This is a genomic window from uncultured Allobosea sp. (genome assembly GCF_945956895.1).
In the GTDB taxonomy this organism is placed as follows: domain Bacteria; phylum Pseudomonadota; class Alphaproteobacteria; order Rhizobiales; family Beijerinckiaceae; genus Allobosea.
Window position 1 is genome coordinate 13,803 of the sequence record NZ_CAMFJF010000013.1, and the last position, 26,738, is coordinate 40,540.

The window sequence follows — 26,738 nt, forward strand, 5'->3', positions numbered from 1 at the left end:
CTCACTCTCCCCGATAGGTCGGCGTGCGCTTCTGCTGGAAGGCGGAGACGCCTTCCTTCACGTCGTCCGTGTAGGAGACGAGAGAGCTCGCCAGCGCTTCCATGATCGCGCCGCTATCCTCCTCCTCGGCCGCATTGATCAGCTGCTTGACGACGATATTGGCGACCGGGCCGCGCTGGCAGATGCGCTCGGCCATGGCCTGCGCGGCTGCGAGCGCGCCGCCCTTCTCGACGACCTGATCGACGATGCCGAGCGAAAGTGCCTGCTCGGCGGTGACGATCTCGCCGGTGAGCGCGAGGCGCCGTGCGACTTGCCCGCCGAGGCGCTTTACGAGACGCTGCGTGCCCGACCAGCCCGGGATCATGCCGAGCCCGGTCTCGGGCAGGCCGACCTTGGCCTGGACCTCGCAGATGCGGATATCGGCGGTGACGGCGAGCTCAAGCCCGCCGCCCAGCGCATGGCCGTTCATCGCGGCGATGACCGGCGGCTTCATCCGCGCCAGCTTGTCGAAGGCGCGGTGGCCGGAGCGCACCCAGCCCTGACCCATCTCCAACGGGGAGAGTCCGCCCCAGGCAACGATGTCGCCACCGGCGCAGAAGGCCTTGCCCTCGGCCGTCAGGATGACCGCGCGGACCGCGCGGTCGGCGTCGATGGCATCGGCGAAACGGCCGAGCAGGCCGACCATGACGTCGTCGAGCGCGTTGAGCTTTTCCGGGCGGGCGAGCGTGATCGTCGCGATGCCGGCGGCGATATCGAGGCGGACGGGATCGCTCATGCCGCCCTCGCCGGGAGTTCGAGGCCGATCAGGGCTTCATTGAACAGGGCGGCGTCCATCAGCTTCGGCGGCTTGGGCACCAGCAGCTGGAACTCGCTCTGGCTGAGAATGTCGCGCTCCAGATCGACGCCCGGCGCGATCTCGGTGACGACGATGCCCTCGGCGGTCAATTTCATCACGCAACGCTCGGTGACATAGGTGATGTCCTGGCCTTGGGCGATCGCACGAGGGCCGGAGAAGGAGATGTGCTCGACCGCCTCGACCAGCTTCTTCACCTTGCCTTCCTTCTCGATGACGAGCTTCCCGTCCGCGATCGCGAGCTTGGCGGCGGCGCTGAAATAGCCGGAGAAGACGATGCGCTTGGCCCGTGCGGTGATGTCGATGAAGCCGCCGGCGCCGGCGGTGACATGCGGGCGCACGCCGAGCTTGGAGACGTTGACGCAGCCCTGTCGGTCGATCTGCAGGAAGGAGAGCAGCGACAGGTCGAAGCCCGCCCCCTGAAAGTAAGTGAACTGGTAGGGGGAGGGGACGATGGCTTCGGCATTGGAGGCGCAGCCGAACTGGAACTCGAGCAACGGCACGCCGCCGACGGCACCCTGCTCGATCACCCAGGTGACCGCGCCATGCTGGCCTTCCTCGATCAGGATGCGCGGGACATTAGCCGAAATGCCGAAGCCGATATTGACGGCATCGCCGTGGCGCAGTTCCTGCGCGACGCGCCGGGCGATCACCTTGGCGACGTCGAAGGCTGGCGTCTCGAAGCTCGACAGCGGCCGGCGCACCTCGCCGGAAATGGCGGGGTCGTAGACGGTCTGCGTCGTCTGCATCTGGTCGGGCGCGACCACGATGGCGTCGACGAGGATGCCGGGCACGAAGACGGCTTGCGTGTTGAGACTGCCGGCCTCGACCACGCGCTTCACCTGCGCGATGACGATGCCGCCATTGTTGCGCACGGCCAGAGCCTGATCGAGCGGGCCGAGCAGGCCGCCCTCATGCTCGTAGGAGAGGTTGCCGCGCTCGTCGGCCGTGGTGGCGCGGATGATCGCGACCTTCGGCACGATGCTGCGGAAATAGAGCCAGTCTTCGCCGTCGAATTCGACGCGAGCAACGATCGGCTCGGCCATGGCGCGCGCGTTCATCGCGCAGCCCTGATGCCGGGGGTCGACGAAAGTGTCCATGCCGATTTTGGTCAGCACGCCCGGACGCTTGGCGGCAGCTTCGCGATGCATGTCGAACAGGATGCCGCTCGGGATGTTGTAGGCCGGGATCTCGTCGCCCGTGACCATCTTCCAGATCGCAGGAGGCTCGGCGGAGGAGGGGCCGGACGGGTAGGAGCCGCCCATGATCCGCGCCAGCAGGCCGGGCTTGGCGATGTGATCGACGCCCTTGACGCCCCACATGTCGCCGGCCGCGATCGGGTGCAGCGTCGTCAGGTTGCGCGGGTGGCCGCTGGTGTCGAAGCGCCGGCCGATCGCCGCCAGAACCGCATCGGGGCAGCCGAGACCGGAGGAGGAGGAGACGGTGACGATCGCCTCGTCCGGGATCAGGGCGGCGGCTTCGTCGGCGGAGAGGATGCGGGGGAAGGCCATGATCTCTTGTCTCTTCGGGAAGCGTTCAGCCGGCAGCGGCGAGCGCGCGCTGATAGGCGCCGCAGGATTCGCGGATGACGAGATGGGCGGGGCCGATGAAGCTTTCGGGCTCCGCGGCGGGATCGTTGATCTGCTTGAGCAGCAGGGCGGCGGCGCGCTCGCCGAGGCCGACGGGATCGACCGCGACGGTGGTCAGCGCCGGCGAGACATGGCGCGCTTCGCTGGTGTCGTCGAAGCCGACGATGGCGATGTCGCGCCCGACGACGAGGCCGTGGCGGGCAGCAGCCAGCATTGCGCCGATCGCGGTGACGTCGTTGTAGCAGACGACCGCGGTCGGCCGGTCGGCGAGCGAGAGCACCGCGCTCATCGCGCTGAAGCCGCCGTCGCGCGTCGGCATGCTCTCGATGTTGAGTGCCGGATCGACGTTGCGGCCGGCCGCCTCCATCGCCGCGAGGAAGCCGCCGTGGCGCTCCTGCCGGACGACCATCGAATGCATGCCGCCGAGGAAGGCGATGCGCTCATGGCCGAGATTGATCAGGTGGCGGGTGACGCGGCTGGCGCCGAGGAGGTTCTCGGGAACGACGATGCTGGTGTCGGCGCCGGGCAGGCGGCGGATCGCGACCAGCAGCGCAGTTCCGGCGGCCTTGGCCCAATCGAGATGCTCGGGACGCGTATCCAGCGCAGGGCAGAGGATGATGCCGCCGGCACCGTGCTCGCGCATCATCCGCATCACCTGTTCCTGCCGCACCACGCTCTCGGCGGTGTTGGCCATGAAGGCGACATAGCCGGCCATCTGCAGGACCTTCTCCACGCCGATGGCGAATTCCGCGAAGAACGGGTTGGAGAGGTCGTTGAGGACAAGACCGACGATGCGGGACTGCGCGTTGCGCAGGTTGGCGGCGCCGCGATTATAGACGTAGCCGAGCCGGTCCATGGTCTGCAGGACGTGCTGGCGGGTCTCGGGCTTCACCGCGCCGCGTCCGGTGAGGACAAGCGAGACCGTCGATTTCGAGACGCCGGCGGCGTCCGCGATCTCGATGATCGTCACCTTCCCCTTGCTGCCTTGCGGCTGCGGCATGGTTTCGTCCCTGATGCGCGTGGCGCTGTTCTTTTCTTGGAACGTTCCATTAGCAGCGAATGAATTGGCGCGCAACATCCCCCTTTAAAAGCTTTTTGTGCCTCTGTATAAGGCTGGAAACGCGTTTTATAATTGGAACGTTCCAATAAAAATCATCGGAGGAAGCGATGGTCGAGATCAGCCTGCCCCGCATGGACGGCAGCCGCGAGCACTACAGGCTGGCGCCGCCTTCGCTTTGTCCGCAGACTGCCAAGCCCAACGGTATCCGCACCGTCTATGCCGCCGCCCATGTCGTCGCCGATCCCCTCAGGCTGGTCGAGCCCTGGCGCGAGCCGGCCGTCGACTGGGACGCGACGCTGGCCTTCCGGCATCATCTCTGGGGCCTCGGCTTCAAGATCGCCGAGGCGATGGACACCTCCCAGCGCGGCATGGGGCTGGACTGGCAGAATGCGTCCGAGCTGATCACCCGCGTCCTCGCCGAGGCCAAGGCGACGCCGGGGGCCGATCTCGCCTGCGGCGCCGGCACGGACCAGCTTGACCCCAACACCGCACGCAGCCTCGACGGCGTGATCCGCGCCTATGAGGAGCAGATCGGCCATATCGAGGAACATGGCGGCAAGATCATCCTGATGGCGAGCCGCGCGCTCTGCCGCGTCGCGAAGAGCCCTGACGATTATCTCGCCGTCTATGGCCGCCTGATCCGCCAGTGCCGGGGCAAGGTGATCCTGCACTGGCTTGGCGAGATGTTCGATCCGGCGCTCGCCGGCTACTGGGGCAGCCGCGATTTCGAGCCGGCGATGGAGACGGTGCTCACCCTGATCCGCGAGCACGCCGACAAGATCGACGGCATCAAGATCTCGCTGCTCGATGCGGGTAAGGAGATCACGATGCGCCGCCGCCTGCCGGAGGGCGTGGTCATGTATACCGGCGACGATTTCAACTACGCGGAGCTGATCGGCGGCGACGAGCAGGGCTTCTCGCACGGCCTGCTCGGCATCTTCGACCCGATCGCGCCGGCGGCCGCCGCAGCCTTCGCTAGGCTGGAGGCGGGGGACCGGGCCGGCTTCCACGCCATCCTCGATCCGACCGTCGCGCTCTCGCGCCGGCTCTTCGAGGCACCGACCCAGCATTACAAATGCGGCGTCGTCTTCCTCGCCTGGCTCAACGGCTTCCAGAGCCATTTCCGGATGGTCGGCGGCGCGGAATCGGCGCGCGGCATCCTGCATTATGCCGACCTCTTCCGCCTCGCGGACCAGTCGGGCCTTCTGATCGATCCCGAATTGGCCGCGCGGCGGATGACGCATCTCTGCGCCCTCAACGGCGTCGCCTGAGAGGAGGGCAGGTCATGCACGCTCCGCTGCTCGACGCCGAAATCTACGACCAGATCCGCGAGACCGCCCGGCGCTTCGCCGAGGAGGTCGTCAAGCCAGCCGCCGCCGCTCTCGACCGTGACGAGACTTTCCCCGCCGAGATCTACCGCAAGATGGGCGAAATCGGCCTGTTCGGCATCACCGTGCCGGAGGAGCATGGCGGCGCCGGTCTCGATACTTACGCCTACGCGATCGTCATGGAGGAATTGTCGCGCGGTTATTCCTCGGTCGCCGACCAGTGCGGCCTCGTCGAGCTGATCGGCACGCTGCTGACCCGCTACGGCACGCCGGAACAACTCAAGCGCCTGCCCGACATCCTCGCAGGCAAGACGCGCGTCGCCTATTGTCTGACCGAAGCCGAGGCGGGCTCCGATCTCTCCAATGTTCGCACCACCGCGCGTGAGACGGCCGAAGGCTATGTTATCGACGGTGGCAAGCTCTGGATCCACAACGCGCCGGTCGCCGATCTCGGTTTCGTGCTGGCTTCGACCGATCCCGCCGCCGGCCATCGTGGCATGAGCATCTTCCTGGTCGACCTGGATGCGCCCGGCGTCTCGCGCGGACCGAAGGAACACAAGATGGGCCAGCGCGCGAGCCAGGTCGGTGCGCTCAGTTTCGATGGCGTGACGGTGCCGCGCGAGGCCTTGCTCGGCCCGAAGGGGCGCGGCTTCCACATCATGATGAGTGTGCTGGAGAAGGGCCGCGTCGGCATCGCCTCGCTGGCGGTCGGGATCGCGCAGGCGGGGCTGGAGGCGGCGCTGGCCTATGCCCGCGACCGGCGGCAATTCGGCAAGCCGATCCTCGACAACCAGGGCCTGCAATGGCTGCTGGCCGACATGGCCAAGGACATCGCCGCCGCCCGCGCCCTCGTTGAGCGCGCCGCCTTGCTGATCGACCATGAGAAGCCCGCGACCTCCGCCTCCTCGATGGCGAAGTGCTTCGCCAGCGACATGGCGGTGGCGCAGACGGCCAGTGCCGTGCAGGTCTTCGGCGGCTCCGGCTATATCCGCGGCTTCGAGGTGGAGCGGCTCTATCGCGACGCCAAGATCACGCAGATCTACGAGGGCACCAACCAGATCCAGCGCACCATCATCGCACGCGAGCTGATCAAGAACGGCGCCTGACGACGTGGCAGGGGCCCGGCAGGACGCATGGCGAAGGCGAGCCTGACCCGATTCAGACGGGGATCAGCGTCGCGACATGGCGGTCCGTCGGGCGCTCGCTTTCGGCGAGGCCGGCAGCCACGCCGGCACGGTCGGCCGGGCTGCGGTTCTGGCTGAGCTTGCGCTTGCCTTCGAGCGTCGCGATCGGCATGCGCAGGCCGACGATGCCGCGCAATTGCGCCTGGATGAACTCAGCCGGCGCATCGGAGACCGCCCAAGGCGTGGCGCGCTCGCCCTCATGCAGGTTGGTCAGGCGGGTGACGACACCCAGCAGCTGGACGGGATCGTCGAAGAACTCGACCGGGCCGGAGGCATGGACTGTCACGTAGTTCCAGGTCGGCACGACCTTGCCGGTCTCCTGTTTCAACGCATACCAGCTCGGCGTCACATAGGCGTCCGGGCCGGCGAAGATGGCGAGGCCGTTGCCGATCGTGGGCGCGCGCCATTGCGGATTCGCCCTGGCCAAGTGGCCGTAGAGCACGCCATGCTCGCCTTCACTCTCGTCGATGAAGAGCGGCAGCGGTGTCGCCAGCGGGCCTTCCACTGTTGCGGTGATGAAGGTGGCGAGCCGCGCGGCGCGGATCGTCGCCAGCAGGCTCGCCCTGTCCTCGTTGCGAAAGGCCGGTGGGGTATACATGCGGGAACTCCTTGTGCCGCCGTCGTCATGCCTGCAATCTGGACCGATCTGAATATCCAGTTCCAAGGGTTTTGAGTGGTCCAGTTGGAAGAGCAGAGCGTCGCCCGCCGGATCATCGCCGCGATCAAGCAGCGGATCCATGGCGGGGAGTACCGGCCGGGCGATCGCCTGCCGTCGAGCCGGGCGCTCGCCGCCGAATGGGGCGTGTCGCGGACCACGGTCACGGCGGCCTATGGGCAATTGATCGCGGAAGGCTATCTGTTCAATCGCCCCGGCGCGCGGGCCGTCGTGGCGCGCGGGCTCGCGGCGGCGCCGGCACCCAAGGCTGTAGCGCCTGAAAGCAAGAGAGCTTTGTCCGATTTTGCCGAGCGCCTGCTTGCCTTGCCCGCGCCGGCCCGGTTTCACACCTATCGCGTCGCCGATCTCCGCTATGGCGACCTGAACGGCGCGGATTTTCCGCTGCTGGCCTGGCGCCGCGCTCTGAACCGGGCGAGCCTGCGCCGGGCCGAGCGTTTGCGTTACAGTGATCCGCAGGGCTCGGCTCCGCTGCGGACGGCCTTGCAGAGCTATCTGTGGCGCGCGCGCGGGATCGTTTGCGCGCCGGAGCAGATCGTCGTCGTCAACGGCTCGCAGCAGGGGCTCGATCTCTGCGCCCGGCTGCTGCTCGATCCCGGCGACAATTTCATCATGGAAGACCCCGGTTATGTGCTGGCGCGGCATGCTTTCGCCGCTTCGGGCGGTATGACGGTGCCTGTCGCTGTGGATCGCGAGGGCATCCGGACGGAAGGGCTGCCCCAAGCACGGTTGGCCTATGTCACGCCCTCCCATCAATATCCGCTCGGCAGCGTGCTTTCGGCAGCGCGGCGGCGGGCCTTGCTGGACTGGGCCGCCGAGGCCGGGGCCATGGTCGTCGAGGACGATTATGACGGCGAATACCGGCACGGTGTTGCGCCGATCCCGCCGCTTCAGGTCTCTGCGCCAGAGAGGGTGATCTATCTCGGCACCGTCTCGAAGACGCTCTCTCCGACGCTGCGGCTTGGCTATCTCGTTGTGCCGCCTGATCTCAGCCGCGCCTTCGCGGAGGCCAAGCGCCTGACCGATCGGCATACGCCCTTGCTGGAGCAGGAGGCGCTGGCGGAGTTCCTCTCAAGCGGCGGCTACGAGCGTCATATCCGCAGCATCCGCCGGCGGAATGCGGAGCGTCGGGCCGCATTGTTGCAGGCTCTCGTCGAGGAATGCGGGACGCGCCTGACCGTCACTGGCGCGGATACGGGCTTGCATGTCGTCGCCTGGCTGAATGGCGTCCCAGTGGAGCGCGAGGCGGCTGTCGTCGAGGCCGCGCGCGAAGCCGGGATCGGCCTTTATCCGATCGGGCCGCTCTACGCGTCCGGGGCCAAGCGCCCGGCCGAGGCTGGTTTCGTCGTCGGTTATGCGGCGCACGATGTCGACGTGATCCGGCGCGGCGCCGCCGGGCTGGCCAAGGTGTTTGCAGCGGTTGCCTGACGATCAGCGGCGCAGGCCGCCGAGCATCAGGTCGCAATAATCCTGCGCGAAGGCGGCGGCGCGGCGGCCCTTGCCCGGCTTGAACCAGCGCACCATCCAGTTGAGCATCGAGAGGACGGCGCGGCCGGTGGTGTCGACATCGACCGCACGGAATGCGCCTTGTGCAATGCCGTCGGCGATGATGTGTCTCAGGGCCTGTTCATGCTCGTCGCGCAGCTTCTGCGCTTCCGCGATCATCACCACGTTCTCCATGCCGCCATAGCCGACGAGCATGGTGAGGAAGCCGTCATAGTGATCCTCGAAGAAATCGGCATGGGCGGTCATGAAGCGGGAGAGCGCCTCTTCTGGGCCGGAGGTCTCTGCCGTGGCCTGCGAGACGTAGCGGCGCAACCCCTCCAGTGTGCGGACGATGATCGCCTCGTAGATCTCCTTCTTGTTGGGGAAGTAGTGGTAGATCGCCGCCTTGGTGACGCCCACGGAGGCAGCGATCTCGCCGAGCGAGGTTCCGTCATAGCCATCGCGGGCGAAGAGCCGGGCGGCATCGTCGAGGATGCGGTCGCGTGCGTTTTCGATGGTCGGCGGGCGGCCCTGACGCTTGGGTTTCGCTTCGGTGTTCGATTCCGGCATGGCTCGCTCAGCCGATCGCGCCGGAGGAGCGCAGGCGTCCGACCTGCTCGGGTCCGAGGCCGAGATGCTCGGCCAGGACCGCCTCGGTATGCTCTCCGACCGTGGGCGGCGGCGTCGGCTCGCGCGAGGGGCTTGCGGACATGCGCAAGGGGCTGCGGACCGAGCGGAAGGTGCCGATCGTTGGCGCGGACACCGAGACGACGCTTTGGCGCAGTTCCGCGATGTCGCTGTTCAGGGCCTGCCCGACACTGCGGACATCGCCGGCCGGGACGCCGGCTGCGCGCAGGCCGGCGAGCACTTCGGTCAGGTTCAGGCCGGCGAAATGCCGTTCGAGCAGAGGGAGGAGCGTGTCGCGATGCTCGGTGCGCTTGCGGTTGGTCGCGTAGCGCGGGTCGTCGGACAGATGGGCCAGGCCGAGCACCCGGCAGAAGCGGCGGAACTGCTCGTCATTGCCGACGGCGATGGCGATCCGGCCACCGATGCAGGTGAAGATCTGGTAGGGCACGATGCTGGGATGGGCGTTGCCGTAGCGCCCCGGTTCCTTGCCGGTGTTGAGATGGCCCGAGGCGATATTGGCCAGGAAGAACAGGGCGCTGTCGTTGAGCCCGATATCGAGCCATTGGCCTTCGCCGGTGCGCTCGCGCATATAGAGGGCGGCTAGAACCGCCTGCACGGCATTCATCCCGGTGACGAGGTCGATGAAGGCGACGCCCAGCCGCATCGGCTCGCCATCGCGCTCGCCGGTGATCGCCATGAAGCCGGACTCGGCCTGGATGATGAAGTCGTAGCCGGGCCGCTCTTCCAGCGCGTGGCCGCGGCCATAGCCGGAGATCGAGCAGACGATCAGGCGCGGATTGATCGCCTTGAGATCCTCATAGGTCAGCTTGAACTTGCGCAAAGAGGCCGGCCGGAAATTCTCGACGAGGATATCGGCCTTGCGGGCAAGTTCGACGATGATCTCGCGCCCTTCTTTGGTGCCGATATCGACGGCGAGGCTCTTCTTGTTGCGGTTGGCGCCGAGATAATAGGTCGAGATTCCCTCGACCGAGGGTGGCATCCAGCCGCGCGTGTCGTCGCCTGCGCCGGGCTGCTCGATTTTCCAGATCTCGGCGCCGAGATCGCCAAGCGTCATCGTCGCCCAGGGACCGGCAAGAACGCGGGTGAGATCGAGGACCTTGATGCCTTCCAGTGCCGCGCCCATCGCCGTCCGCCTCGCGCTCTCGATATTTACTTACCGGCTGGAAGGTATTTAACTGCCCCGCCTTGTCAAGGAAGCCCGAGGCGCCGGGCGAGGGCAAGCGAGGGAGATGGCGATGGCCTTGGACAGCGAGACGATGCAGGGGCTGCTGGAGAGCGTGGCGCGATTCGTTCGTGAGCGCCTGCGGCCGCTGGAGCATCAAGTCGCGCAGGAGGATCGCATTCCGCCTGAGATCCGTCGGGAGATCGCTGATATGGGCCTGTTCGGCCTGTCGATCCCGGAGGACTATGGCGGCCTCGGCCTGACGATGGAGGAGGAGGTTCGGGTCGCCTTCGAGCTCGGCAGGACCTCGCCGGCCTTCCGCTCGCTGATCGGGACCAATAACGGCATCGGCTCGCAGGGGCTGATCATGGACGGCACGGAGGAGCAGAAGCGGCGCTACCTGCCGCGGCTGGCTTCGGGCGAGCTGATCAGCTCCTTCGCGCTGACGGAGCCGGAAGCAGGCTCGGACGCCGCTTCGCTGAGGACCTCGGCGCGAAAGGTCGAAGGCGGCTATGTCATCAACGGTACCAAGCGCTTCATCACCAATGCCCCGCATGCCGGCCTGTTCACGGTATTCGCGCGGACCGACCCATCGCAGCCCGGCGCCAAGGGCGTTTCGGCCTTCCTCGTCGAGGCGGGCACGCCGGGGCTCTCGCTCGGCCCGGTCGACAAGAAGATGGGCCAGAGCGGCTCGCATACCTGCGACGTGATCTTCGAGGACTGCCGCGTGCCGGCCGCCGCCCTGCTCGGCGGGCGCGAGGGGCAGGGGTTTCGCACGGCGATGAAGGTGCTCGATCGCGGGCGCCTGCACATCTCGGCGGTTTGCGTCGCGATGGCCGAGCGCGTGATCGACGACAGCCTGCGCTATGCGGTCGAGCGCAAGCAGTTCGGCCAGCCGATCGCCGAGTTCCAACTGGTTCAGGCGATGCTCGCCGACAGCCGGACGGAAGCCTATGCGGCGCGCTGCATGGTGCTGGAGACGGCGCGCGCCAAGGATCGGGCTGAGGATGTCGCGACCGACGCTGCCTGCTGCAAGCTCTTCGCCAGCGAGATGGTCGGCCGTGTGGTCGACCGGGCCGTGCAGATCCATGGCGGTGCCGGCTATATCGCCGATCACGGCATCGAGCGCTTCTACCGGGATGCGCGCCTGTTCCGGATCTACGAAGGCACCTCGCAGATCCAGCAGATCGTCATCGCCCGCAATATGGTGAAGGCGCTGGGCTGAAGGCGTCTTGCTCTGCCGCTTTTCCCCAGAAACACCCGTCATCCCGGGCTTGTCCCGGGATCCATCGGAGGGCTCCGGAGCTCTACGATGGATCCCGGATCGGCGCTGCTGCGCAGCTTGTCCGGGATGACGGTGTGGTTCCGAGAATAAAGGCGAGAGGCTCAGCGCCGCTCGTCGAGCGCGTCGCGGACGCCGTCGCCGAGCAGGTTCACCGCCAGGATCAGCAGGCAGAGTCCGGCGCCAGGCAGGGCGATCAGCCAGGGGTCGAACAAGATGTGCTCGCGCCCTTCCGCGATCATCAGGCCCCAGGAGGGCGTCGGCGGCTGGGCGCCGAGGCCCAGGAAGGAGAGCGCGGCCTCGAGCAGGATGACGTTGGCGATCTCCAGCGTCGCGACCACGATCAGCGTGTTGCGCAGGTTCGGCAGGATGCCGTGCAGCATGATGTAGAGATGCGAGGCGCCGAAGGACTGGGTCGCCTGCACGAACTCGCGATTGCGCAGGCTCTGCGCCGCGGCGCGCACGACCACGGCGAAACGGTCCCAGAGCAGGAGGCTCAGCACGATCGCGAGCGTCTTCAGCGAGGCGCCGCCCAAGGCCACCGCCGCGAGCGCGACCAGCACGATCGGCAAAGACAGCCGTGTCGTCACGATGAAGCTGATCAGCATGTCGACCCGGCCGCCGAAATACCCCGCTGCGAGGCCGAGCATCGTCCCGATGAACCCGGCGCAGAGCGTGACGCCGAGCCCGATCAGCAGTGAGACGCGGGCGCCATACAGAAGCCTTGCGAGATAGTCGCGGCCGAGATGGTCGGTGCCGAGGAGGTGGGCCGGGTCCGAACCCGGATACCAGAAGGGCGGGATCATGCGCTTGCCGAGATCCTGCGCGATCGGATCATGGCTCGAGAGCCAGGGCGCGAAGATCGCGACGAAGACGATGATCGCGAGCAGGCCGCCGCCGATGCGGATGGCGCTGCTGGCGCTCAGGCCCTTGAAGAGCTTGCGCCGGCGCAGAGTGGGGCTGTCGGCGATCGACATCAGGCGCTCCTCAGGCGGGGATCGAGCCAGGCATTGATCAGGTCGGCGGCCGTGGTCAGCGTCACGTAGATCAGAGAGAGGATCAGGATGATCGCCTGCACGACCGGCAGGTCGCTGCGCAGCAGCGATTCCCAGGCGAGGCGCCCGAGACCGTTGATGGCGAAGACGCTCTCGATGACGATCGAGCCCGAGAGCATCAGGCCGAACTGTACGGCGGCGAGCGAGACGAGCGGCAGCACGGCGTTGCGCAGGGCGTGGACCAGCAGCACGCGCGGCTGCGAGGCGCCCTTGGCGCGGGCGGTGCGTATATAGTCGGCGGTGAGCACGTCGATCATGCCGGCGCGGGTGAGGCGCATCAGGGCGGGCATGGCGTAATAGCTGAGCACCACGACGGGCAGGATATAGCCCTGCCAGCTCTCGGTGCCGGAGATCGGCACGAGCCCGTACCAGACGCCGAAGATGACGATCAGGATCAGGCCGAGCCAGAAGCTCGGGATCGCCTGACCGAGCACGGCGAGCATCAGCGCGATGCGGTCGATCGTGCCGCCGGGCTTGAGCGAGGCGAGGATGCCGAGAGGGACGGCGACGACCAGTGCCAGCAGGAAGGCGGCCGAGCCAAGGACCAACGTGACCGAGAGCCGCTCGGCGATGATCGGCGCCACCGGCAGGTTGAAATAGAGGCTCGTGCCGAAATTGCCGGCGAAAGCATGGCCGATCCAGCTCAGGAACTGGAGCGGGATCGGCCGGTCGAGGCCATAGGCATGGCGGATCAGTTCGACATCCTGCGCCCGGCCGGCCTGTCCGGCGAGGACGACGGCGGGATCGCCGGAGACGAACATCAATCCGAAGGCGACGGCCGAGACGGCGAGCGCCACGAGGGCGGCGACGATCAGGCGGCGCGCGAGAAAGGGCAGCATGACGGCTCCGGGAATAGCGGGTCGGTTTGCCCGTGGAACAAGAGCGTTGGCCGTTCAGGCGGGATCGTAGGCGGCGCGGACCCGTCATTGCGAGGAGCGAAGCGACGAAGCAATCCAGGGGGACGTAGAGCGCGGCCGCCCCTGGATTGCTTCGCTACGCTCGCAATGACGTGTCTGCTCGATCGGGTGAAGGCCCAACCGCCCCCGGCGTGAGCCGGAGGCGATACGGAAGACAGTCCTACTTCCAGCTCGACAGCCACCAGCGGGCGAACTCGTCCGGATGGGGCTTGAAGGTCAGGTCCTTCGACAGGCCGTAGTTGATGTTGAAGTCGTACATCGGCAGCCAATAGGCCTGATCCGCGATCTTCTTCAGGGCCTTGGCGTAGTTCGCCTCGCGCAGCGCGCGGTCCTGCGAGGTGTCGGCCGCGTTGACCAGCTCCATCACCTCCTTGTCCTGGACGAGGTCGTCGGCGCCGCCGCCGAAGAAGTTGGAGATGATGAAGGCGACGTCGCCGGTGCCGTAGCTGCCCCAGTTGGTGAAGAAGGCCGGCAGTTCGCCCGCGCGCCATTTCTGCACGCCGGCGGCGTATTGCTGCTCGTTCAGCGTGGTGCGGATGCCGACCTTGCCGAGATCGTTGGCGATCGCCTCGGCGACCGGGCGCGGCATGGCGGCGAAGACCATCTCGATGTCGAGCCCGTTGGCGAAGCCGGCTTCCGTCAGCAGCGCCTTGGCCTTGGCCGGATCATAGGCGTATTTCGTGACGTCCTGGGCGCAGCCGAACTGCTTGGGGTTGCAGGCGGCGTTGAGGACCTGCGAGGCGCCGCCGGCGAAGGCCTTGACGATGGCCTCGCGGTTGACGGCGTGGTTGATCGCCTGCCGGACCTTCAGGTTCTTGGTCGGGTAGTCCTTGCCCTTTCCGGTCACGGTCATGCCGACATAGGAGATGCGCATGATCGGCCCGTTGACGATCTGGACGCGGCTAGCGAGGCGCGCTGCCTGATCCGGCGGGATGCGCCAGGTCCAGTCGAGCTTGCCGGCCATTAGCTCGGCGAACTGGGTGTTGAGCTCGGGAATGGTGCGCACCACGATCTTGCCGATCGCGGGCTTGCCCTTCGGGCTTCCGGCATAGTGGCCGTCGAAGCGCTCGAAGGCGTAGCGGATGCCGGGCGTCATCTCGGTCAGCTTGTAGGGACCGGTGCCGACGGGCTTGGCCGCCATGCCGGCCGAGCCGACCTCCTTGAAATAGGCGGCCGGGTAGATCGGCAGCGCGTCGGCGAGCATCTCGACGGCGCCGGCGAAGGGCTTGGCCATCTTGATGCGGACCTGGAACTCCGAGACCTTCTCGACCTTGTCGATCCAGTCCACGGCGATGCGGAAGCGCGTGCCGTAAGCCGGGTCGAGCACGGTGGTCAGGGTATAGACCACGTCATCGGCGGTGAACTTGGCGCCGTTATGGAAGGTCACGCCCTCGCGCAGGTCGAATTCCATCGTGGTGGGATCGACGAAGCGCCAGGCCTTGGCGAGTGCCGGCTTGATCTCGCCGGTGTCGAGATCCTTGTAGAGCAGGCCGTCATAGATGTGCCGGGCGAGGATCAGGCCCTCGCGGCCGGCGATCTTGTAGGTGTCGAGCGCTTCCGGTTCGAGCGCGAAGGCGGCGTTGAGCGTATCGTCGGCCTTGCCGGCCATGGCCGGGGCCGGAGCCAGCGCGAAGGAGGCGGCCAGCAGTGCGCCGGCCAGCGCGGTCGTTCCCAAGATTTTCATCGGTCTGTTCCCCTGTGGTTCTGGATGTTCCGTCCGGCCGAAGCGCGCCTCTATGGGCGATTCTGCGGTCGGAGCCTATGAAGCCCGCAACTTTTCCCAGAGCTTCCGCGCGCCGTTGATCTCGTCGATGCGTTCGCCTTTGAGGACGCGCGCGATGACATCGGGCTCGGCCGCCTGCATGGCGGCGCAGGTCCGGGCCAGTGTCTCGGCCTCTGCGGGATCGATGACGCAGACGCCGTTCTCGTCCGCGAGGACGAGGTCGCCGGGGCGCACCGTCGCGCCGCCGCACTGGACGGTCTCGCCGATCGTGCCGCCCTTGCCGAGGAGCTTTGTCGTGAGCGGCGAGCGGCCGCGGCACCAGACCGGCAGGCCCGAGGCCCGGATCGCCGCGACATCGGTGACGAAGCCGTCGATGACGACGCCGACGATGCCGGCAGCCTGCGCGGCCGCGGTCATCACCGCGCCCCAGCAGGCATGGCGGTCGTCGCCCTGGCGGTCGATGACGAGGAGGTCGCCGGGCTTGGCCTGCGTCAGAGCGCAGGAGAGCACCGCGCCGTCATCGGGCGGGACGCTGACGGTGAAGGCCGGCCCGCAGACGCGTGGGCCCTCGATGACGCACTGGATCGCGGGGACCATGAAACCCTCGGTCAGGATATGGCCGAGCGTCGCGGTCTCGATCTCGCGGAAAAGCGCGGCGCGCTGCGCGATCGAGGCTTCGGCCGATGATCCGGTCGCTGTCATGGTCGCCCTTGCGCTGGAGAATGTCCGTTCTGCCGAACCTACGGAAGCCGCGAAACCGGGTCCAATAGACAGTTCCTATGCTAAGCATAGGCTTGCCACGGCAGCGGGTTTGCATAAGGGACCGGGACCACCAAGGGAAGAGAGAGGCTCGCTTGAGCGGAACGAAGCCGAAGCTGCACCATCTCAACTGGAACCTGCTGCACACCTTTCTCGTCATCGTCGAGGAGCGCAGCATCACGCGGGCGGCTGACCGTTTGCTCGTGCGCCAGCCCACGGTGAGCGCGGCCCTGCAGCGGCTGGAGGAGACGCTGGGCGGCCAGCTCATCCAGCGCGACAGCCGCCGCTTCGTCCTGACCAAGCGCGGCGAGCTGCTCTACAAGGAATGCGTCGACATCTACCGCAGCGTGGCGCGCATCGGCGACCGGCTCTCGGAAGATCACGACGACCTGACCGGGCTGGTGCGGCTCCTCGTCGTTACCCATGTCGTGCTGCCGCCGCTGGACCGGACGCTGACGCTGCTCAATCGCAAGCATCCCGGCGTCAGCGTGCGGATCGACGTCGCCAACAGCCAGGACATCGTCCGCGCGGTCTCGCAGAAGCTCAGCCCCTTCGGCTTCTGCCTGCTCGCCAAGCCCCTGGCCGGGCTCGATTGCCGTCCGCTGCTGCGCGAGGAATTCGGCATCCTATGCGGGCGCGGGCACCCGCTCTTCGGGCTTGCGGACGTGCCATTGGCGGAATTGCGGGACGAGCCCTTCGTTGCGCTCGCCTGCGGGCAGGACGGCGCGCTGGAGCCGATGGTCTCGGTCAGGGAAGGGGCGGGGCTCGGCAGCCGGGTCGTCGGTTCCAGCCCCAACCTTGAAGAAGTCACCCGGATGATCGCCGCCGGGCTCGGCATCGGCATCCTGCCGCTAGCCTCGGTGGCCGAGGCGCTGGAGAGCCGCTCGCTGTGGAATTTAGCACGGCCCGAGGACCTGCTCGGCGCCGATCTCTATTTCGTCTCCAACCCGGCCATGCAGCTCAATGCCGCGGAAGAGGCCTTCCTGCGGCTGTTCGAGCAGCAGCGCGTCGCGACCGAGGAGGAGCCGGCGGCCGAGGCCGCGGAGGTTCTGCTCAGCGATCCGCCCGTGCCATGACTGTGTGAAGCAGCACGTTGAGGCCGGGTTCCAGGTCTTCCCTCGTGCAGAGCTCGGCATTGTTATGGGTGATGCCGCCCTTGCAGGGGGCGAAGATCATCGTCGTTGGCGCATGGCGCGCGACAAAATAAGCGTCATGCCCGGCCTGGCTGAGAATATCCTGCGTGCGATAACCCAGCGCCAGCGAGGTCTCGCGGACGCTGTCGATCAGCTCCTCCGCGAAGATCTTGCCGCCCCATTTCCAGATATCGAGGATTTCGGCGGTGCAGCCGGCGCGGGCGGCGGATTCGCCGACGGCGCGGCGGACGCGCTCGGCCATGACCTCGGAGGTCTCGGGATCGGGATGGCGGACGTCGCAGACGGCCTGGGCCCAGTCGGAGAGAATGCCCGGCTTGTTCGGCCAGGCGGCGAGGCGGGCGGCCGTCGCCTTGCCGCCGCCGGCCGCATAGGTCCAGCCGATCTCGTCGGTCTCGACCAGCAGGCGGGCGCCGGCCAGAAGGGCGTTGCGGCGGCGCTCCATCGGCCAGGGGCCGGTATGGGCGGTCTCGCCCTTGAACTCGACGAGCATGCCCGTGCTCGGGAAGCCGCCGGTGACGACGCCGACCTGCATGCCGTCGCGGTCGAGGTAGTAGCCCTGCTCGATATGGAACTCGAAATAAGCGTCGAAGGCGTGCGGGGCCGCTTCCATCTCGCCGCGATAGCCGATCCGCTCCAGCTCCTGCCCGATCGTACGGCCTTCCTCGTCGGTGCGTCCCTGCGCGAAATCGAGCGTATAGGCGCCGACGAAGCAGCCTGAACCGACCATCGGCGGCGAGAAGCGCGCGCCTTCCTCGTTGGTCCAGTTGACGATCTCGATCGGCCGGCGCGTGCGGTGGCCGAGCGCGTCGAGCGTGCGGCAGACTTCGAGCCCGCCGAGCACGCCGGCGATGCCGTCGAAGCGGCCGCCATTGATCTGGGTGTCGAGATGGCTGCCCATCACCACCGGCGGCAGGCTGTCATCGGTGCCGGCGCGGCGGGCGAAGATGTTGCCGATGCCATCGACGCGCACCTGAAGTCCTGCCTCGCGGCACCAGCCGACGAAGGTGTCGCGGACTTCCTTGTCGGCATCGGAAAGGGCGAGGCGGGAGAGGCCGCCCGGCCGGCCCGGGCCGATCTCGGCCGAGCGCTCGATCGTGGTCCAGAACCGCTCGATGTCGATACGGGCCGTGTCGAGGCTGGGCATGATCGTCTCCTCTCCGCCGGATCGGGCGGGAGCTGCTGCGGGGCGAATACATCCGCTCTGCCATGGCGAGCGAACCATCCATCAGAGGATTTCAGGCGAGGGGCGGCGCAGGCAAATAGATATTGCCTATGCTTGCCATCGGCCGGCCTCCGCGCCGTCCGGGCACCGTTCAGCGGTTCGGCGGAAGCTCCGCGAAGACCAGACGGTTGCGGCCCTCGTTCTTGGCGCGGAACAGGGCGAGGTCCGCGGCATTGACCAGCCGTGCCGGGTCGCCTTCGCTATCCGGCCAGGCCGTCGCCACGCCGACGCTGATCGTCACCCTGTCGGTGCCATGCGCGATGTTGAGGTCGCGAACGCCCTGTACCATCCGCTCGGCGACATGGCTCGCCCCGGCCTGCGGCACGTCGGTCAGGATGACCACGAATTCCTCGCCGCCGAAGCGCGGCGAGGTCTGTCGAGCGCGTCGAGCTTTCCTGGATGACGCGCGCGACCTGCTTCAGCACGTCGTCGCCGGCGAGATGGCCATAAGCGTCGTTGTAGCGCTTGAAGTGGTCGACATCGATCATCAGCACCGAGAGCGGGCTTTGCGTGCGCTGGCAGCGTTTCCACTCGGCGGTGAGGTATTCGTCGAAATAGCGGCGGTTGCCGAGACCGGTCAGTCCGTCGATGCGGGTCAGGCGCTCGAGCTCGAGATTGGCGCGCATCAACTCGCGCTGGCTCTCGCGCAGCGCACGGTAGGCCTCGTCGCGCTGCAAGTGATCGAGATAGGCGCGGGTATGGTAGCGCACGCGGGCGATCAATTCGATTTTGTCGGGTAGCTTGACGAGATAGTCGTTGGCGCCGGCCTGGAAGGCATCGCTCTTGGTTGCCGGGTCCTCCTTGGTGGAGAGCACGATGACCGGAACGGCATGCAGAGCCGGGTGCTTGCGGTACTGCCGGACGAGGTCGAGACCGTCGACGCCGGGCATGACGAGATCCTGCAGGATGACGGTCGGCTTCACGCGCTGGGCGACGGCAATCGCCTCCAGCGGGTCCGTGCAGTAGTGGAAATCGAGATCACCGTGATGGGCCAGTGCGCGCCGCACGGCCTCGCAGACCATGACCTGATCGTCGACCAGCAGAACCATCGACAGGTAGCTGTCGGCCGGCGGCGGGACGTCAGGTGGAGAGAATTTCGTTTCGGCTGTCATGGCAACCTTTATCAGGACGACGGAGCGCACGCCTCAGTCAAGCGGGGGGCGATCGCAGCCAGCGGCAGAATCTCCGCAGCCGCGCCGATTGCCGCGGCAGCCTTGGGCATTCCGTAAACCGCGCTTGTGGCCTTGTCCTGCGCGATCGTCAAACATTGCCTGTCGCGCAGCAGCTTCAGGCCGCGGGCGCCGTCGCGGCCCATGCCCGTCAACAGGACGCCGATCGGCTCGCCTTGCCAGCGTTCGGCGACGCTTTCGAAGAACACGTCCACCGACGGCCGATAGGGATAGTCGCGTGGCTCGGCCCGGTAGCCGAGCTCTCCGCCTGCCTCGAAAACGAGGTGATTGGCGCTCGCCGCGATCAGCACCACGCCGCGCTCCGGCCTGTCGCCCTCGCGGGCCGGCCGGACGGACAGGCGGCAATGCTGACCGAGCCAGCTCGCGAAGCCAGGAACGAATTGCTCGTCGAGATGCTGGACGAGGATGATCGGCGCCGGGAATTCGGGCGGCAGGTCGCCCAGCAGCGTCGCTACGGCGGCCGGGCCGCCGGCGGAAGCGCCGATGGCGACGAGACGCTGGGAGGGAGAGGCCGGGGCCGGCGGCCGGCGCTGGCCGTGGCTCACCGGCGGCAGGTTGCGCGAGAGGCGGCCGATCGTCGCGATGCGCACGAGCAAGGCTGCCGTCTGCTCCGAGCTGTGACCATTGAGGCCGACGCTGGGAATATCCACCGCGTCGAGCGCGCCATAGCCCATCGCATCGTATACGCCGGAGACATTGGCATCGACGCTGGCGGTGACCAGCAGGATCGGGCAGGGCGTCTCGGCCATGATCCGGCGCGTCGCCTCGACGCCGTCCATTTCCGGCATGTTGAGGTCCATCAGGATCAGGTCGGGCCGGTCGTGCCGGCAGGCGTCGACCGCTTCGCGGCCGTTCATGGCGATCCAGGCGACCTCATGCTCGGCGGTGGAAGCGATGACGCGTCGCAACAGCTCGACTGCCATCGGCAGGTCATTGACCAGCCCGACTCTCATGGAACGCCCCCACAGCGCATGCTCATCCCAGCGGTTCGCCGATCAGATCGACGACCGCATGGATCAAAGTTTCGTCGTGGAAGCTGCCCTTGGTCAAATAGTAATCCGCGCCGGCATCAAGCCCGCGGCGGCGATCCTCCTCCCGGTCCTTGTAGGAGACGATCATCACCGGCAGATTGCGCAGGCCGGGATCGCGCTTGATCAGGGTGACGAGCTCGATGCCGTCCATGCGGGGCATGTCGACATCGGTGACGACGAGGTCGAACGGGTCGGAGCGGACCGCGTTCCAGCCGTCCATGCCGTCGACTGCGACCTCGACCTCGAAGCCGTGATGGTCGAGCAACTTGCGCTCCAGTTCGCGGACCGTCAGCGAATCGTCGACGACGAGGACGCGCTTGCGCCGCTTCTGGCCCGTGCGCGTCACGCTGCGCTCCAGCGTCCTGAGACGTCCGCCCGAGACCAGTTTCTCCATCGAGCGGATCAGGTCCTCGACATCGAGGATCAGGACCGGGGAGCCATCGTCCATCAGGGCGGCGGCGCTGACATCCTTGACCTTGGCGAGACGCGGGTCGAGCGGCCTGACGACCAGCTCCCGCTCGCCAAGGAAGCGGTCGACCACGAGCGCGTAGAGGCTGTCTCCTTCGCCGACGACGACGGTGGGCAGTTCCTCTTCGCCGGCTGCTGCCTCACCCCGGCCGAGAATCTCATGAGCCGTGACGAGGCCGACCTGTCGTTCGCCATGGCGGAAATGCGGGCGCCCTTCGAGCAGTTCTATCTTTTCGCGCGGCAGCCGCAGGGCGCGGGCGATCGCCGTCAGCGGCAGGGCATAGGGCTCGCCGTCGATCTCGACGAGGAGTGCACGGATCACGGATAGCGTGAGCGGAAGCTGAAGCTGGAAGCGGGTGCCGATGCCGGGCTCGGAGGCGACGGTGACCTGGCCGCGGACCTGCCGGACCATCGCCTGCACGGCATCGAGGCCGACGCCGCGGCCGGAGATGTCGCTGACGGTCGCCTTCATCGAGAAGCCGGGCAGGAAGAGAAATTCGAGCAGTTCCTCCTCGCTGAGATCCCAGACCGTCTCGGGGGTCGTGAGGCCGCGCGCCAGCGTGGCTTGCCGGAGCGCCTCGAGATCGATGCCGGCACCGTCATCCGAGACGATGATCTGGAGCAGGCCCGCATTGTGCCGCGCCTCCAGCCGGATCAGGCCCTCGGCGGGCTTGCCGGCGGCGCGGCGCCGCTCAGGCACCTCGATGCCGTGATCGACGGCGTTGCGCAGGAGATGGCCGAGGGGAGCGTCGAGCTGGTCGAGGATGTCGCGGTCGATGCTGGTGGCGCCGCCGACGATGTCGAGGCGCACGGTCTTGCCGAGCGCCCGGCCGATATCGCGCACATTGCGCTGGAAATGCCGGACGCCATCCTCGAAGGGCCGCATCCGGCTCGCCAGCGTCTCGTCGTAGAGCCGGTTGGCGAGATCGGTCGCGCGCCGGTCGACCGTGTCCATCTCGTCGAGGCGCTGGGCGAGCAGCGCCTGGCCCTCCGCGAGCTTGAGCTGCGCGGTTGCCAGTGCCTGCGCCGCGCGACCGTCGCCATCGGCCGGCATTGCGGCGCGCAGATCCTCGAAGCTCCTGGCGAGCTCGGCCTGGATGCGCCGCAACCGCAACAGCCCATCATTGAACGGCCGCAGCCGGCGCGCCGACATCAGCGATTCACCGGCGAGACCGAGCAGGCGGTTCAGGCTATCGGCGGTCACCCTGACCATGCGCTCGCCGGTTGCCACGTCGCACGCCTGCGTAGACGCGTCCTGGGCGGTGGGCGGTAGGGCGGCTGGGGCTTCCAGAGCAGGCGCGGCGATGACCGGGTCGAGAGCGCTGTCGGATGGGCTCGGGGCGGCGGCACCCGTTTCCTCGGAAGCCCGGTGCAAGGCTCGCGCAAGGGCGTCTATCCGGCCTTTTGTCTCCGCCTCTGGCTCGCCCGCTCCCGCAGCGATGGCAGCAAGGAGGTCGATGCCCGCAAGCAGCGTGTCGATATGCGTTCGATTCAGTCGGATTTTGCCGTTTTGGGCGGCGACCAGGCATTCCTCCATCTCGTGCGCGACCTGCACGGCCGGCGTGAGGTCGATGATGCGCGCGGCACCCTTCAACGAATGGGCTGCGCGCATGCAGGCTTCGAGATGAACGGCGGCGGTCGGGTCGCGTTCCAGGGCGAGCAGGCCTGTGGTGAAGGCCTGCGATTGCGCCGCAAGCTCGGCCCGGAACAGATCGAGCATGGAGAGGTCGCTGAGATCCTCGCCGCTCATGCGATGCTCCGGTCGATCAGGTCGAGCAGGCGCCCGGCATCGAGGCAGCCGACCGCGCGGCTGTTCCACGCGATCATGGTTTCGACGACGCTCGCCGCCGAGCGGCCGACCGTCGCCGGCACCGGACTGCGCTCATGGGCGCGATAGCTGTGCAGGCCATGAACCTCGTCGACCTCGAAGGCGACATGCCTCGTTTCCTCGCCGGTGACGACGAGGCGGGGGAAGACTGCGATCCGCTCGGTGCTGCGCGATGAGGATACCGCACCGATGCCGAGCAGGGCGGGCAGCGAGACGCAGATCAGGAGCTCGCCACGGACATTGACGATGCCGCGGACCGCTTCGCTTCGACGGTGGGGCAGGGAATGGACCGGGCGTGGCTCGGCGATCTCGCGGCAGATCGCGGCGGGCAGGCCGAGCCATTCCTCGCCGATGCGGAAGATCAGGACGCTGTCGATCTCCTCGCCTTCGGGGGCCTTCTCGTTGCGACCGGCGAAATGCTGTGTCCATTCGTCCCGGTATCCCGGCGGCAATGGCCGGTCGAGCAGCTTGCGGGCGATCTGCGCATGGGTCGGGCAGTTGCGGCAGTGGAGATGTTTCTCCAGCTCCGGGCAGGAGCGGTCGCCGCTGACGCCGATCTCGCGCCAGCATTCGACGATGCCTTCGGTCGTCATCTGGTGAGCTCCGGCGGACATCAGGTGCCGCTCCGCTTCGCCAGCCGGTCGAGCCGGTCAGCCAGGGCCTTGGCGCCGCCATGGTCGCCCAGGCGCTGCTGGAGCAGCCGGAGCTGGGCCAGCGCGCGCTGGTGATGCGGCGCGAGATAGAGCGCCTTGCGGTAGTTTCGTATCGCTTCCTCGGCCGCATCGGCTGCATCATGGGCGAGCCCGAGCCAGTAGAACGCATCAGGCGAAGGGCCGAATTCGGCAATATGGCGTTCGGCGGCGGCCTGGACCTCGGTCAGGCGCCCGGCATCGGCGGCGCGCTCGATCTCCGCCAGGTTGGCCGCCGCCTGGTCAGGCGCGGGCGCGGATGGCTGGGTTGGCGCGGCCTTCTGCAGGAAGGGGCGTGGTGCGGGCCGCGGCGCCGCCACCTGCATCTGCGGCAAGGGCGAGGCCTTCATCGGAGCGGGTCTCGGCTTGCGCGCGGGCGGTGGCTCGGAGGGTTTCGTCGCAGCGGCCTCGGCCTTGCTGAAGGCGAAGGCGTGTGGATAGCGCACCGATGCGAAGCCATGCAGCATCGGCAGGCCGGACTCGGCCGGGCCGACCAGCAGGAGGCCGTTATCGGCGAGCATCTGCCTGAGCCGAGCCAATGCCGCTCCTTGCGTCTCGCGATCGAAATAGATCAGGAGATTCCGGCAGAAGGCGACGTCATAGGCATCCGCGCCGGACTGCGCCGCTGCGGCCAGCACGTTGCCGAGGCGGAAGCGGACCTGCCGGCGGACGATGTCATGCGGCCTGAAACCGTCCTCGCAAGCCTCGAAATAGCGGTCGCGGAAGGCGATGTCGGCGCCGCGGAAGGAGTTCTTGCCGTAGATGGCGCGCTCGGCATGGACGAGATTGCGGCTGCTGACATCGATCGCATCGATCTGGAAGCTTCCATCCGGGAAGCCGGCATCGAGCAGGGCCATCGCGATGGAATAGGGCTCCTCACCGGTCGAGCAGGGCAGGCTGAGCAGCTTGAGCGGGCGGTTGCCGGCGCGGTTCTCGCGCAGATGCCGGACCATGGCGCCGAAGGCTTCGCGGTCGCGGAAGAACCAGGTCTCGGGGACGATGACGGCGTCGACCAGTTCCTGCCGCTCGGCAGGGCTGCCGTTGAGGAACGCCCAGTAGGCGTGGAGGTCGCGGATGGCACAGGCCGTCATCCGCCGCTTCAGGGCATGGCGGATGACCGAGGCGCCGACCGTCTCCATGCTCAGGCCGATGGTTTCCCTGAGCAGCTTCTCGAAATCCCGGATCGGAGCGGTCTCGTCCATCACAGCTCCGCCGTTTGCTGACGGAACAGGATGTCGCGGATTTCGGGCGTAAGCAGGGCTTCGCCGCGGACCCACTGGATCAGCCCGCGCTCATCGCTGGCGACCGGGCCGAGATAAGGCGGCATGCCGGCTTCGACGCCGGATGTGGTGAAATCAGCCGCATCGCGCTCGATGGTTTCGACGGCCTGCTCGACCAGCAGGCCGAGAAGGTCGTCCTTGCCTGGGCCGGACGGGTAGCGCAGCAGGATGATGCGGGTGCTCAGGCGCGGCTCGGCCCGGCGGCCGAGCGCGAGCAATGCGAGGTCGACCACGGGCACCGGCCGGCCGCGATAGCTGATCGCGCCGGCGACGCCCCTGGGCGCGCCGGGCAGTTGCTTGGTCGCGAGCAACGGCAGCACGGCCTCGACCTGCCCGGTGTCGAGCACGTAGCGATCCCGCCCCAGCTGGAACATCAGAAACAGCATTGCGCGGTTCCGTTCCGCCCTTCTTGTCAGGCGCGCAGCTTGAAGCGCGAGATCGAGCTGCGCAGCCCGTTCGAGACCTGATTGAGCTCGTCGATGGCCAGCGTCGACTGCTGCAGCGATTCAACTGTCTGCTGTGCGGCCTCGCTGAGTTGGGAGAGCGCTTCGCTGATCTGGCCGGCGCCGGTCGCCTGCGCCTGCATGCCTTCGTTGGCGCCTTCGAAGCGCGGCACCAGCCCCTGGACCTGCTCGATGATCTCCGAGAGCTGGCCGCCGACCTGCTGCACCTCCTGCATGCCGCGGCGGACCTCCTCGGAGAACTTGTCCATGCCCATGACGCCCGCCGCGACGGCCGACTGGATGTCCTTGACCATCTGCTCGATATCGTAGGTCGAGACGGCGGTCTGGTCGGCAAGGCGGCGGATCTCGGTCGCGACCACGGCGAAGCCGCGGCCGTACTGCCCGGCCTTCTCGGCCTCGATCGCGGCGTTCAGCGAGAGCAGGTTGGTCTGGTCGGCGACCTTGGTGATGGTGGTGACGACCTGATTGATGTTGCCCGCCTTCTCGCTGAGGATCGCGAGCTTGGCGTTGATGGCGCCGGCTGCCTCCATCACCTGCCGCATCGTGCTCTCCATGCGCGCGAGCCCGGCCTGCCCGCCATTGGCGAGCGTCGCGGTCTGCTCGGCGACGGCCGAGACCTCGTCCATGGTATGGGCGAGCTCGTTGGAGGTGGCGGAGATTTCCTTGGCGGTGGCGCCGATCTCGGTCGTGGTCGCGGCGATTTCGTTGGCCGTCGCCTGCTGCTCCTTCGAGGTCGCGGCGACCTCGGTGATCGAGGTGTTGACCTGGATGCTCGACTTCTGGATCTGGCCGATCAGCCCGGCGAGGTCGTCGGCCATGCCATTGACGCCGTCGGCCAGCGTGCTGAACTCGTCGCGCCGCTCCAGCGTCAGGCGTTCGCTGAAATCGCCGCGCCGCATGTGGTCGACGATGCCGAGCAGCTTGCCGAGCGGCAGGGTCACTGCCCTGAACAGCAGGATACCGCAGAGGATCGCCAGGATGAGTGCGATCACGAAACTGACGATCAGGCCGAGCTCGGCGGAGCGGACGATGGCGACGATCAGGCGGGTGGAATCGTCGGCCTCGGCCTTGTTGAACTCGACCATGGCCTTGGTCAGCGCCTGCATGCGGATGGCTGTCGGCTCCAGCTCCTTCTTCATCGCAGCGGCCTGGTTGGACGCCTGCCCGTTGGCGACCGTGAGCCTGCCTGCCGCGAGGATCATATCCTCGGCCGCGATGAACTGCTCGAAGAGATCTCGGGCGAGGGTGTGATTCCTGCGATCTTCGGCCGTGGTGATCGCGCTCTCATAGGCCTTGAGCAAGCCACGCACGATCTCGCGGTTGGCGACGATGGCATCGACGACCAGCTGCTGTTCGGCCGGGGTATCGGCCAGAACGAATTCGCGAGAGAGCCCGCGGGTCTCCGTCCAGTTCGCCATCAATTGCGCGCTGACATAGAGGCCGGGGACGGTCTTGGTCTCGACCTCGACGACCTGTCGCTCGGTCTGCAGAAACCAGAGATAGCTCGCTCCGGCCATGGCGCACATCACTGCGAGGATCGCGGCGAAGCTGATCAGGATGCGGCGGCGTATCGTCAGGCTCTTCATCGCTCAATCCATCGTCACGACGCGTACCGGTTCGCGGTCGGGCCGGCTGCATGAGCCGAATCGTTCGCAGATCATCGTTAGCGGGGAGTTATTGCGGGTCCGTTGCGG

General features: G+C 67.4%; 22 protein-coding genes and 1 pseudogene. 5 read left to right on the plus strand and 18 right to left on the minus strand.

Going from position 1 to position 26,738, the window contains the following annotated elements:
* Position 1: 1 nt before the first annotated feature.
* From Q0Q02_RS10110 to Q0Q02_RS10120, 3 genes are read right to left on the minus strand one after another with little or no spacing between them, the layout of a single operon-like run.
* Positions 2-775 (minus strand): enoyl-CoA hydratase/isomerase family protein, encoded by a 774-nt coding sequence (locus Q0Q02_RS10110; RefSeq protein WP_293809011.1) that lies wholly within the window; start codon positions 773-775, stop codon positions 2-4.
* Positions 772-2,364, minus strand: coding sequence for an acyl CoA:acetate/3-ketoacid CoA transferase (locus Q0Q02_RS10115; protein ID WP_293809013.1), 1,593 nt, complete (start codon positions 2,362-2,364; stop codon positions 772-774). The genes Q0Q02_RS10110 and Q0Q02_RS10115 overlap by 4 nt, the downstream gene beginning before the upstream one ends.
* Positions 2,365-2,389: 25 nt before the next feature.
* Positions 2,390-3,442, minus strand: a complete 1,053-nt coding sequence (locus Q0Q02_RS10120) for a LacI family DNA-binding transcriptional regulator (RefSeq protein WP_293809015.1) — start codon at positions 3,440-3,442, stop codon at positions 2,390-2,392.
* Between the two features lie 167 nt (positions 3,443-3,609).
* Here Q0Q02_RS10120 and Q0Q02_RS10125 point away from each other — a divergent pair, with 167 nt between their 5' ends.
* Together Q0Q02_RS10125 and Q0Q02_RS10130 are read left to right on the plus strand one after the other, a co-directional pair.
* Complete coding sequence (locus Q0Q02_RS10125; RefSeq protein ID WP_293809017.1) at positions 3,610-4,773, plus strand: dihydrodipicolinate synthase family protein; 1,164 nt, start codon at positions 3,610-3,612, stop codon at positions 4,771-4,773.
* A 26-nt stretch (positions 4,774-4,799) separates the two neighbouring features.
* Positions 4,800-5,936 carry an acyl-CoA dehydrogenase family protein gene (locus tag Q0Q02_RS10130; RefSeq protein ID WP_367275027.1) on the plus strand — a complete coding sequence of 379 codons (1,137 nt, stop codon included), beginning with the start codon at positions 4,800-4,802 and terminating at the stop codon, positions 5,934-5,936.
* A gap of 52 nt (positions 5,937-5,988) precedes the next feature.
* Here the strand turns inward: Q0Q02_RS10130 and Q0Q02_RS10135 are convergent, their stop codons facing one another.
* On the minus strand, positions 5,989-6,612 hold the full coding sequence (locus Q0Q02_RS10135) for an FMN-binding negative transcriptional regulator (RefSeq protein ID WP_293809021.1): 624 nt from the start codon (positions 6,610-6,612) through the stop codon (positions 5,989-5,991).
* 75 nt (positions 6,613-6,687) lie between these two features.
* Here Q0Q02_RS10135 and Q0Q02_RS10140 point away from each other — a divergent pair, with 75 nt between their 5' ends.
* Positions 6,688-8,115 carry a PLP-dependent aminotransferase family protein gene (locus Q0Q02_RS10140; RefSeq protein WP_293809023.1) on the plus strand — a complete coding sequence of 476 codons (1,428 nt, stop codon included), beginning with the start codon at positions 6,688-6,690 and terminating at the stop codon, positions 8,113-8,115.
* Between the two features lie 3 nt (positions 8,116-8,118).
* Here the strand turns inward: Q0Q02_RS10140 and Q0Q02_RS10145 are convergent, their stop codons facing one another.
* Both Q0Q02_RS10145 and Q0Q02_RS10150 read right to left on the minus strand, forming a co-directional pair.
* Positions 8,119-8,742 (minus strand): TetR/AcrR family transcriptional regulator, encoded by a 624-nt coding sequence (locus Q0Q02_RS10145; RefSeq protein WP_293809025.1) that lies wholly within the window; start codon positions 8,740-8,742, stop codon positions 8,119-8,121.
* A gap of 7 nt (positions 8,743-8,749) precedes the next feature.
* Positions 8,750-9,943: a CaiB/BaiF CoA-transferase family protein gene (locus Q0Q02_RS10150; RefSeq protein WP_293809027.1), complete on the minus strand. Its 1,194-nt coding sequence runs from the start codon at positions 9,941-9,943 to the stop codon at positions 8,750-8,752.
* A 112-nt stretch (positions 9,944-10,055) separates the two neighbouring features.
* Here Q0Q02_RS10150 and Q0Q02_RS10155 point away from each other — a divergent pair, with 112 nt between their 5' ends.
* Positions 10,056-11,207: an acyl-CoA dehydrogenase family protein gene (locus Q0Q02_RS10155; protein ID WP_293809029.1), complete on the plus strand. Its 1,152-nt coding sequence runs from the start codon at positions 10,056-10,058 to the stop codon at positions 11,205-11,207.
* Between the two features lie 161 nt (positions 11,208-11,368).
* Here the strand turns inward: Q0Q02_RS10155 and Q0Q02_RS10160 are convergent, their stop codons facing one another.
* From Q0Q02_RS10160 to Q0Q02_RS10175, 4 genes are all read right to left on the minus strand, one after another.
* The gene (locus Q0Q02_RS10160; RefSeq protein ID WP_293809031.1) at positions 11,369-12,241 is read right to left on the minus strand and encodes an ABC transporter permease; all 873 of its coding nucleotides are present in this window, start codon (positions 12,239-12,241) and stop codon (positions 11,369-11,371) included.
* A complete protein-coding gene (locus Q0Q02_RS10165; protein WP_293809033.1) occupies positions 12,241-13,158 on the minus strand; it encodes an ABC transporter permease in 918 nt (305 codons plus the stop codon). Before Q0Q02_RS10165 ends, Q0Q02_RS10160 begins: the two co-directional genes overlap by 1 nt.
* A 238-nt stretch (positions 13,159-13,396) precedes the next feature.
* Positions 13,397-14,920, minus strand: coding sequence for an ABC transporter substrate-binding protein (locus Q0Q02_RS10170; protein WP_293809035.1), 1,524 nt, complete (start codon positions 14,918-14,920; stop codon positions 13,397-13,399).
* A 75-nt stretch (positions 14,921-14,995) separates the two neighbouring features.
* Positions 14,996-15,661, minus strand: a complete 666-nt coding sequence (locus Q0Q02_RS10175; protein WP_293809037.1) for an RraA family protein — start codon at positions 15,659-15,661, stop codon at positions 14,996-14,998.
* A 152-nt stretch (positions 15,662-15,813) separates the two neighbouring features.
* Here Q0Q02_RS10175 and Q0Q02_RS10180 point away from each other — a divergent pair, with 152 nt between their 5' ends.
* Entirely contained in the window at positions 15,814-16,794 is a 981-nt protein-coding gene (locus Q0Q02_RS10180) for a LysR family transcriptional regulator (RefSeq protein WP_293809039.1), read from the plus strand.
* Here the strand turns inward: Q0Q02_RS10180 and Q0Q02_RS10185 are convergent.
* From Q0Q02_RS10185 to Q0Q02_RS10225, 8 genes and pseudogenes are all read right to left on the minus strand, one after another.
* Positions 16,772-18,016: a Zn-dependent hydrolase gene (locus Q0Q02_RS10185; protein WP_293809041.1), complete on the minus strand. Its 1,245-nt coding sequence runs from the start codon at positions 18,014-18,016 to the stop codon at positions 16,772-16,774. The two genes, Q0Q02_RS10180 and Q0Q02_RS10185, sit on opposite strands and share 23 nt — an antisense overlap.
* A 169-nt stretch (positions 18,017-18,185) precedes the next feature.
* Positions 18,186-19,206: pseudogene (locus Q0Q02_RS23805) on the minus strand (diguanylate cyclase).
* An 11-nt stretch (positions 19,207-19,217) separates the two neighbouring features.
* Positions 19,218-20,237, minus strand: coding sequence for a chemotaxis response regulator protein-glutamate methylesterase (locus tag Q0Q02_RS10200; RefSeq protein WP_293809044.1), 1,020 nt, complete (start codon positions 20,235-20,237; stop codon positions 19,218-19,220).
* Positions 20,238-20,259: 22 nt separating this feature from the next.
* The gene (locus tag Q0Q02_RS10205) at positions 20,260-22,533 is read right to left on the minus strand and encodes a hybrid sensor histidine kinase/response regulator (protein ID WP_293809046.1); all 2,274 of its coding nucleotides are present in this window, start codon (positions 22,531-22,533) and stop codon (positions 20,260-20,262) included.
* Entirely contained in the window at positions 22,530-23,204 is a 675-nt protein-coding gene (locus tag Q0Q02_RS10210; RefSeq protein ID WP_293809047.1) for a chemotaxis protein CheW, read from the minus strand. Before Q0Q02_RS10210 ends, Q0Q02_RS10205 begins: the two co-directional genes overlap by 4 nt.
* A gap of 20 nt (positions 23,205-23,224) precedes the next feature.
* Positions 23,225-24,502 carry a CheR family methyltransferase gene (locus tag Q0Q02_RS10215; RefSeq protein ID WP_293809048.1) on the minus strand — a complete coding sequence of 426 codons (1,278 nt, stop codon included), beginning with the start codon at positions 24,500-24,502 and terminating at the stop codon, positions 23,225-23,227.
* Complete coding sequence (locus Q0Q02_RS10220; RefSeq protein ID WP_293809050.1) at positions 24,502-24,966, minus strand: chemotaxis protein CheW; 465 nt, start codon at positions 24,964-24,966, stop codon at positions 24,502-24,504. The genes Q0Q02_RS10215 and Q0Q02_RS10220 overlap by 1 nt, the downstream gene beginning before the upstream one ends.
* A gap of 26 nt (positions 24,967-24,992) precedes the next feature.
* Positions 24,993-26,630, minus strand: a complete 1,638-nt coding sequence (locus Q0Q02_RS10225; protein ID WP_293809052.1) for a methyl-accepting chemotaxis protein — start codon at positions 26,628-26,630, stop codon at positions 24,993-24,995.
* Positions 26,631-26,738 lie beyond the last annotated feature (108 nt).